Annotated in this window: 6 protein-coding genes; 1 reads left to right on the top strand and 5 read right to left on the bottom strand. The window is 62.5% G+C overall.

The annotated features are described in order from the left end of the window. Window positions 1-34: 34 nt before the first annotated feature. The 5 genes from KZJ38_RS31765 to KZJ38_RS31785 all read right to left on the bottom strand — a co-directional run bounded on the left by KZJ38_RS31765 (window position 35) and on the right by KZJ38_RS31785 (window position 8,013). The gene (locus KZJ38_RS31765; protein ID WP_219801013.1) at window positions 35-574 is read right to left on the bottom strand and encodes an RrF2 family transcriptional regulator; all 540 of its coding nucleotides are present in this window, start codon (window positions 572-574) and stop codon (window positions 35-37) included. Between the two features lie 134 nt (window positions 575-708). Continuing rightward, the gene (locus KZJ38_RS31770) at window positions 709-3,564 is read right to left on the bottom strand and encodes an EAL domain-containing protein (RefSeq protein ID WP_219801014.1); all 2,856 of its coding nucleotides are present in this window, start codon (window positions 3,562-3,564) and stop codon (window positions 709-711) included. Between the two features lie 134 nt (window positions 3,565-3,698). Beyond that, window positions 3,699-5,336, bottom strand: coding sequence for a methyl-accepting chemotaxis protein (locus tag KZJ38_RS31775; RefSeq protein WP_246641862.1), 1,638 nt, complete (start codon window positions 5,334-5,336; stop codon window positions 3,699-3,701). Window positions 5,337-5,491: 155 nt separating this feature from the next. Next, complete coding sequence (locus KZJ38_RS31780) at window positions 5,492-6,124, bottom strand: response regulator (protein WP_219801015.1); 633 nt, start codon at window positions 6,122-6,124, stop codon at window positions 5,492-5,494. Continuing rightward, complete coding sequence (locus KZJ38_RS31785; protein WP_219801016.1) at window positions 6,121-8,013, bottom strand: PAS domain-containing protein; 1,893 nt, start codon at window positions 8,011-8,013, stop codon at window positions 6,121-6,123. The genes KZJ38_RS31780 and KZJ38_RS31785 overlap by 4 nt, the downstream gene beginning before the upstream one ends. On the opposite strand from KZJ38_RS31785, the gene KZJ38_RS31790 reads away from it, so the two are divergent. Further along, window positions 8,006-8,305: a hypothetical protein gene (locus tag KZJ38_RS31790; protein WP_219801017.1), complete on the top strand. Its 300-nt coding sequence runs from the start codon at window positions 8,006-8,008 to the stop codon at window positions 8,303-8,305. The genes KZJ38_RS31785 and KZJ38_RS31790 overlap by 8 nt on opposite strands. The last annotated feature ends 177 nt before the right edge of the window (window positions 8,306-8,482 follow it).

Genomic DNA, 8,482 nt, shown 5'->3' on the forward strand with positions numbered 1-8,482 from the left:
CCGGTGCCTATGGACGCCTTTGGGCGCATACAACTCAAGCTGAAGAAGCCCTGCCCCTCTCGCGCCGCCGGTTCGCCGCACGATCCCCGAACCACTTGACGATCTGTGGCCCGAACGTGCGCGGTGCTTTCGCCGCCATCCGCTCGGCGATATCGGCCAATGATTGCGACGCCAGAGACTCGCGCATCCGCTTTTCCGCCTGTTGCATCACCGCGTGGATCGCGCAAACACCGCTGGTCGCCCATGCGGGCGGTTCGTCGCCGAATACCGCGCATTGCTCTCGCACATCGCGACACTCGAAAAGTGCTTTATCGCCGTCGATGGCCGTCACGACTTCAAGCACGGAAATCTCCCTCGCCGGTCTAGCCAAAGTAAAACCGCCTTTCGCACCTTCAGTCGCGCTTACGATGCCAGCCTTGTGCAGCTTTGTAAAAAGCTTTGCAAGATAGTCGAGCGGAACACCCTGTAGTTCAGCCATATCCCTGACGCTTGCTTCGCGAGCGCCCGGTGCTGATTCCGTCAGATAGAGCAGGCAATGCAGCCCATACTCCACGCCTGTACTAATATGTGCCATTCGACACTCCGACCCGATATATCCTAGTCATATTACTGTCTTTTAATCGTGAGTGCAACGTCCGACACCTACGGTACATTTGATGCGCCTGCCGGATAGCCTGATACCTTTCTATCCAGGTTCGCATGCCCGCTTTACGACCCAAACACGAGTTCAAGCGCTTCAGGCCGATGCCGCAAAAACCCTTGCGCATAGTCGATACCAATCTCGCGCAGCAGCGTCTCCACCGTTTCCGATTCGACGAATTCGGCGATCGTCTTCTTCCCGGTGATTCTTGCGATATCGCGAATGCAGCGCACCGTCGCCTGATCGACGAGATCGTGCTCGAGGTTGCGGATAAACTGACCGTCGATCTTCAGGTATTCGACTGGCAGGCTTTTCAGGTATCCGAACGACGATACGCCGCTGCCGAAATCGTCGAGCGCAAAGCGCACGCCGCGCGCCTGCATCATCCGGAAGAAACAGGTCGCGTCGCCGAGGTTCGTAATCGCCGCGGTTTCGGTGATTTCAAAGCAGAGCTTTTCGTGATCGAAAGGCATCGCGTTCAGCAGGTCGAACGCGTACTGCTGGAAATCGCGATCTCCGATCGACAGGCCCGACAGATTCACGGCGACCGTACTGACGTTCGACAGCATGGCCCGGTGCTCGGTCATCCATGCGAACACTTGCTGGATCACCCAGCGGTCGATCCGCGACGTCATCTGAAAGCGTTCCGCGGACGGCAAGAACGCGCCCGGCGGAATCAGCTTGCCGTCCTCGCCGACGAGCCGCAGCAGCATTTCGCCGTGTATGCCCTCGCCGCTGTCGACAAGCGGCGTGATGTGCTGCCAGTGCAGCACGAAGCGCCCCATATCGATGGCCTGTTCGAGACGCCTGACCCATTGCATGTCTTCGCGCCGCGATTCGATCATCTGATCGGCTTCGACGTACGTATGCACGCGGTTGCGCCCCGCCTCCTTCGCCGCATAGCACGCGCTGTCCGCGGCCTGCAGCACGTTCGCGGTGGTCGGCCAGCGCCCGTCGAGCGGCACGAGGCCGATGCTCGCGCCCGTGTGCAGGCGCAGATTGCCGTGCTGGAAGCGGAAAGCGTCGATGCTGCGGCAGATCCTGTCCGCGATATCCTGCGCGGTCTGGATCGAACATCGCTCGACGATCAAGCCGAACTCGTCGCCGCCCAGGCGCGCGAACGTATCGGCCGGCTGGACCAGCTTGCGAATCACTTCCACGACCTGCCTGAGCAGGCGGTCGCCGGCCGCATGTCCGCCGGCATCGTTGACGAGCTTGAACTGATCGAGGTCGATATACATCAGCGCATGGTTCGAGCCATCGCCGCGCGTTGACGTGAGCGCGGCATGCAGCCGGCGCTCGAACTCGTCCCGGTTAAGCAAACCGGTCAGCATGTCGTGCGTGGCCCGATAGGTCATCTCCTGGCTCAAGCGATGTTGCTCCGACACATCGTGGAACACCAGCACGACGCCGAGTGTGCGGCCCGCGGTGTCCTTGATCGGCGCGGCAGAATCTTCGATGTGGTATTCGCTGCCGTCGCGGCTAATCAGAATAGTGTGATTCGCGAGGCCGACGATCCGGTCTTCCGAAAGGCAAACGGTGATCGGGTTCTTCGCCGGCGCCCGCGTGGTCTCGTTGACGATCCGGAATACCGCGCTGGACCCTTGCCCTCGCGCATCGGCATTGCTCCATCCCGTCAGTTGCTCCGCGACCGGGTTCAGATATTCGACGTGGCCGTTCGCGTCGGTAGTAATCACGCCGTCGCCGATCGAATGCAGCGTCACGCGCAGCCGTTCCAGCTGCGTCGCGAGTTCGGCCTGCGCGCGCTTGCGTTCGGTCACGTCTTCGAGCACGGTCAGATAGCGTGCCGGATAGCCATCGTGGTCCCGTTCGACGATCGACGCGACCGAGATGTCGATTACCGCGCTGCCCTTGCATCGCATCCGGTACTCGGCAGCGGCAGTCCAGCCAGGCAGCGCGTCGCACGGTAGGCCCGGGTTCATCGCGCGCCGCCTCGAATCGGGCGTCAGGAAGTCGGTCCAGAGCCGGTCTATCGCTTCTTCGCGCGTATAGCCGAGCGTTGCAAGCCACGTGTCGCTGACATGCACAAGGCGTCCGTCACAGTCGGTCGAGTGAAGCATCGCCGGCGTTGCTTCGTAGAGCGCGCGAAAGCGCTGCTCGCTCGCCTTCAGCTTGCCGAGCGACGTATTGAGCGCGTCCTTCATCCGCTTCATGCCGGCTAGCAGCGCGCCAATCTCGTCGTTACGTTCGATCACGACGGTGTCCGAAAAATTGCCCGACTCGATTCGCGCGAGCAGTTCGAGTGCGTGACGCAGCGGCCGGGCGATCGCCTTGCGCAACGCGAATGCCGCCCACAACGCCGTCACGAGGCCGACGAGCATCATGAACGCGGTCAGCTTCATCGTCCACTGCTCGGCCTGAACGGCGGACGCATACAGGTGCGCGGATTCGTCGATCTGATCGTCTTCCAGTTTCGCGACCGCCTGCGCGTAGGCGCTGTAGTCCGCATTGAGTGCGGCGAAAGACCGCGCACGCACAGCATCGCGATCGCGTGCCCGTAATGATGCGAGCAGCGGCGCAAAGCCATACGCTTTGAGCCGCTGCCGGTCCGCATCCACTTCGCTCGCGAGCAGGCGTTCATGTTCGTCGGTCAGCGTGCGCTGATACATGCGCCATTCGAGGTCCGAGCGCGCCATGAGCGCACTCGCGTCGGTTAGCGTGGCTTCGCGATCGTTCGCCGTCGGGTCGGCAATGACCCGGTCGATCTTCATGCGCGCTCGCGCGAGCCCCTGCTCCTGCCGCTCGATCGCAAGCAGTTGCGACACATTGATATAAGTCTCTTCATGCGCGCGCGTCGCGGTATCGATGCCGTACAGTCCGCTCGCGCTGACGAGCACCAGCAAGGTCTGCAGAAGAACGATCACCACGGTGATCAGCGTGCGTATCTTGATTCGCTTGAACATGATGGGCCGGGTAGGCGGTTCGCACCGTGCGACGGCCGTGTGCACCGCGGCGCGATGCGCGCCGGGATCGCGCCGCGCGCGGTTGCACGATCAGGACGTTCACGCGCATCGGGCGCGCTCAGGTATCAGGGGGCTCAGGTGGGCAGCATCTGTATGGCGGGCCGCGCGAAGGCATCGAGCCGGAACGCGTTGACGGCCGTATCGAGTCCGGTGCCCTGATCCTCGAGCGAACGCGCGGCGGCCGCCGCTTCCTCGACCAGCGCGGCGTTGCGCTGCGTGACCTCGTCCATCTGCATGATCGCGCGATTCACCTGCTCGATGCCCCGGCTCTGCTCTTCGGACGCAAGTGCGATTTCGCCGATCACGTCGGCCACCTTGCCGACCGCGGCCGTGACATGCGAGATCGCTTCGCCGGCCTCATTGGCAAGCGACGACCCCGCGTGAATCTTCTGCACCGAGAGTGCAATCAGATCCTTGATCTCTTTGGCCGCACTCGACGCGCGCTGCGCGAGGCTGCGCACTTCGCCGGCGACCACCGCGAAGCCCCGCCCCTGTTCGCCGGCGCGCGCTGCTTCCACCGCGGCGTTCAGCGCGAGAATATTGGTCTGGAACGCGATGCCCTCGATGATGCCGGTGATCTGCGCGATCCGGTCGGAGCTCTCGTCGATTTCGCTCATCGTGTCCACCACCTGCACCACCACTTCATGCCCTTTGCGCGCGAGTTGCGCCGCGCTGCCGGTCAGCGTGCTCGCTTGTTTCGAGCTGTCGGCATTGTGCTGCACCGCTGTGGTCAGCTGTTCCATGCTCGACGCCGTTTCTTCGAGCGACGCGGCCTGCTCCTCGGTGCGCGACGACAGATCGGCATTGCCCGCCGCGATCTGCGCGGCGGCCGTTCGCACCGAATGGCTCGATTCCTGCACTGCGCGCAGCACGTCCTTTACGCGCTCGATCAGCTGATTAAACGCTTCAGCGGTGCGGCCGATTTCGTCGCGGCGCTCGACCGGCGCGCGCAGCGACAGATCGAGCGAGTGGCTGACCGCACCGAGCGTCTGCTGCAGCCCGCCGAGCCCGTGGCGGACGCGATTGAACAATCGCCAGGCGAGCCCACCGGTCAATGCGAAGACGGCCAGTGCGGTCAACGCGAGCGTCCAGACGGACGCGGTGGCGGCACGCTCGCCTCGTGCGCCGAGTGCGATCGCCTGGGCGATGTTGTAGTCGGTCTGGTTCTTCAGGCCCTTGACGACGGCTGCAGTCGCCGGTGTCAGCGGCGCGAGCGCCGCGTCGAGCTGCGTATCGTCGAGCGCATGCGAGGTCTGTTCGATGAACTTCGCCTGGACCGAACGATAGTCGGCGAGATTTGCGTTATCCGCGGCGAGGAACGCCTGGTCCTTGTCGTCGACGATGTGATCGTGCGCATAACGAACCAGAATGTCATCGAGGTGCCGATGCGCGTCCGCGATGCGCTGATCCCTTTGCGCACGCAACTGCGGATTCTCGGTCATCGCGCGCGACAGCGTGGCCGCACGGAGGTCCGACATCTGCGCGGTTGCTTCGGCGAGATCGATAAGGGCCGGGATCGTATTGGCTTCGACGGACGCAAAGCGCGCTTCGGAACGGGTCAGCTGCCACAAGCCATACCCGGTGATAAAGACAAGTGCCAGTAGCGCGACTGCTAACGTCAGCGCCATATTCCTAATAATCGTCACGCCGTTCCCCGCCAGTTTCTCGAATACAGTGTTCTGTTTTTGTAAGCGCGATCGAACCTGCTCCAAACAGGCCGATGCGCAAGCGAGCAACTATCCGCGCCGCGCGTGCGCGTGAAAATCAGGCGGGACTGATTCTGCTGTAGGGCAATCCTGATACACGTGTCGACCGATGCCGACCTTGCAGGCCACGCAGCAGGCAGCGTATGCGACGACAGGCGCGCCTAGTCGATCAACTGATGCGACACCGCGTAGCGCACGAGTTGCGCGTTGTTGCGGCAGTTCAACTTCTGCATGAGGCGGGCCTTGTGCGTGCTGACGGTCTTGTTGCTGATCGCGAATTCCGCCGCGATTTCATTGACGCCGTGCCCGCGCACCAGCAGACGGAAGATCGCGAATTCGCGCGCGGACAGCCGTTCGTGCGGCGCGCCCTGCAGCGGTTCGCCCGCATCGAACACCATGTGCTCGGCCAGTTGCGGATCGATAAAGCGCCCGCCTGCCGCGACCTTGCGGATTGCCGCGAGCAGCGTCTGCGGCTGGTTGTCTTTGGTCAGATAGCCGGCCGCGCCCGCTTTGAGCGTATAGCGGACGAAATGGAGTTCGCTGTGCATGCTCAGCACGAGAATCGGCGGCGCTGCTTCGCGCGCCCGGATGTGCTCGATCAGATCGACGCCGCTGATACCGGGCATCGACATGTCGAGCAGCAGCAGATCAACCGGCGTGCGACGCAGTGCGGCGAGCACGTCGCCGCCGTTGGCCGCCTCCCCCACGACCTCGATGCCGGGCTCCAGCGCGAACAGCTGTTTGATTCCTTCACGCATGATGGCGTGGTCGTCCGCGACCAGGATGCGGATCATGATGCCTCTGACGATACGGTGGCGGGAATGCGAATGCGCAACGTCGTGCCCGCCCCCGGCGACGTAAGCAGATCGAAAGTGCCGGCAAACATCAGGACACGCTCCCGGATGCCGACCAGCCCGAACGATTTCGATTTCTTTCTCGTTGCGTCGAAGCCGACGCCGTCGTCCCGGATTTCGAGCAGCCAGCCGTCGGTTTCACGCTTGAGGAGCACGCACGCGCGCGTGGCGTGCGCATGGCGGATGATATTGCGTAATGCTTCCTGCGCGATACGGAACAAGGCCGTCGTTTCGCTTTCGCGCAACGCGATGCTCGACAGATCGGTGCTGAATTTGCATGGAATGCCCGCTTCGCCGATAAATTCCTGCACCAGCCATTCCAATGCGGACAGAACGCCCAGATCGAGCGCGACCGGGCGCAAGCTGGTTACCGCGTTGCGCACGACCTTGATCGCACCGTCCACGTGACCGACGATCAGGTTCGCCCGCTTCGTCAGCGCCGGCATATGGGCGCCGAATTCGAGGCTCAGCACGCTGAGTTGAAGCCGCACCGCGAGCAGCGACTGCGCAAGCCCGTCGTGCAGTTCGCGCGCGAGGTGCTTGCGCTCTTCCTCGCGCGCCGCTTCGCTGCGGCCCGCGAGTTGCCGGATCAATTGGCGCGATTCTTCCACACGCATTTCGGCTTCTTTCGCTTCTGTTATGTCGCGGCTGATGGCGATGGCGCTCACGATTTCGCCGTCCGCGTCGCGTTCGGCCGCAATGCGAACCGAGTTATACGTGCGCGCGCGGCCGGGCACCGTCCAGACGCCCGATACTTCGCCGGGGTCGCCCGAGGTCAGCACACGCTGGACAATCGCCTCGTAATCTTCGACAGGAATGTCACACATCCAGGCTTCCCGCAGTGGCACGTTCAGCGCCTGCTGCGCGGACAGGCGGCGGTTGCGCTCGAACGCGGGATTGACGTAGATGCGTTCGCAATGCCGGTTATACCGGACGACACTGTCCGGCAGATTTTCAGCCAGCGTCCGGAACGCTTTTTCGCTTTTGCGCAGCAAGTCTTCGGTCCGTTTGCGCGCGGTGACGTCGACCGTCGTGCCGATGTACTCGACGATGCGTCCGTCTTCGTACGACAGCGGGCGGCCGGTGCCGAACACGTAGCGGATCGCACCGTCCGCGAGAACGACCCGGTACTCGCATTCGAACGCGCTGTTGGCTTCGATCGCCCGCTGCACGACGTCGCGAACCATGTCGCGATCCCGCGGGTGAATACGCTGGCGGATCGTTTTGAAGTCCGGCGGCGTGGCGGCGGGCGGATAGCCAAAGATCCGGTAGTGCTCATCGGACCACACGAGCGTCGCCGATCGGATGTTCCAGCGCCAGCAGCCGGTTTGGCTGATCTTCTGGCCTTCGGCTAGAAACGCGCTGCTCAGTCGCAGCTGGTCGGCAACACGTAGATATTCGGCATTTTCCTTTTGCAGTGCTTCGTTCGCGCTCGTCAGCATCGAGACCGTTTGCGCGAGCCGCCGGTGTGTTTCGCGAAGCGAGCGCGCAGTGCGGTGCTGCAATGCGCCAAGGCAGCCGATAAAGGTTGCTGTAAACGAAAACAAGACCATGCGCGGCATGTCTACCGGGTCGACGCGAAACGAGTGCAACGGCAGCACGAAGCCGTAATCGAATGCGAGCAGCGACAGCACGACGGCCCAAGCGCCAGGCCCGATTCCGCCGAGCCAGGAACTTAGCACGATTGCGCACAGCGACATCGACGCGGCGGCGGAAACGAAGTGCTGCGACAGCCACTCGGCACACGCGAAGGAGACGGCCACGAAGCAGGTCGCCGCAATGTAACGCGCGGCCACCGTTCTGAACGGAGAGATTGCTTCGTTGTCCATTTCACCTTTTCCGTATGAAGAAACGAGTGTGGTGAAGCAATCGGAGACAGGCCTGATCGAACAACACGGGGCGGCGGCCAATGCCGGAAACACCGGAAATCTCTTTCGCGCTTCAGGCGATGCGATGATGTGCACGCCTCAGCTCAAGGGCACGGGACGGCAGGGGGTGGTTTCGCAGCGCGACCGCGATGATAGCCGAAACGCAGGCCGCAAGGAGTCGACGCAAGCGAAGCTTAAGCGCCGAGGGCTTGAATCTCCAACGTCCAGCTTACGTGCGCGAAGCGTGCGCTAAAGAAAGGGGATTGGATGCTTAGTTATACAAATATACAAACCAGTGCGGAAGGTTTCCGGTTTGGCTGCTTAAGATCTCTTGCGAAAATTAGCGGATTTGCACGTCCGTCGTCATTGCGATCGGCTCGTGCTTAACCCTCTTTGCCCGTCACGTCTTTGCGTCTCGTGACTACCTCGT

The sequence above is a fragment of the Paraburkholderia edwinii genome (genome assembly GCF_019428685.1).
Taxonomy (GTDB): domain Bacteria; phylum Pseudomonadota; class Gammaproteobacteria; order Burkholderiales; family Burkholderiaceae; genus Paraburkholderia; species Paraburkholderia edwinii.

What these genes read in the sequence shown, in the direction of transcription:
- KZJ38_RS31765 (WP_219801013.1), bottom strand. Translation starts at nt 574, where the DNA reads ATGGCACATATTAGTACAGGCGTGGAGTATGGGCTGCATTGCCTGCTC.
- KZJ38_RS31770 (WP_219801014.1), bottom strand. Translation starts at nt 3,564, where the DNA reads ATGTTCAAGCGAATCAAGATACGCACGCTGATCACCGTGGTGATCGTT.
- KZJ38_RS31780 (WP_219801015.1), bottom strand. Translation starts at nt 6,124, where the DNA reads ATGATCCGCATCCTGGTCGCGGACGACCACGCCATCATGCGTGAAGGA.
- KZJ38_RS31785 (WP_219801016.1), bottom strand. Translation starts at nt 8,013, where the DNA reads ATGGACAACGAAGCAATCTCTCCGTTCAGAACGGTGGCCGCGCGTTAC.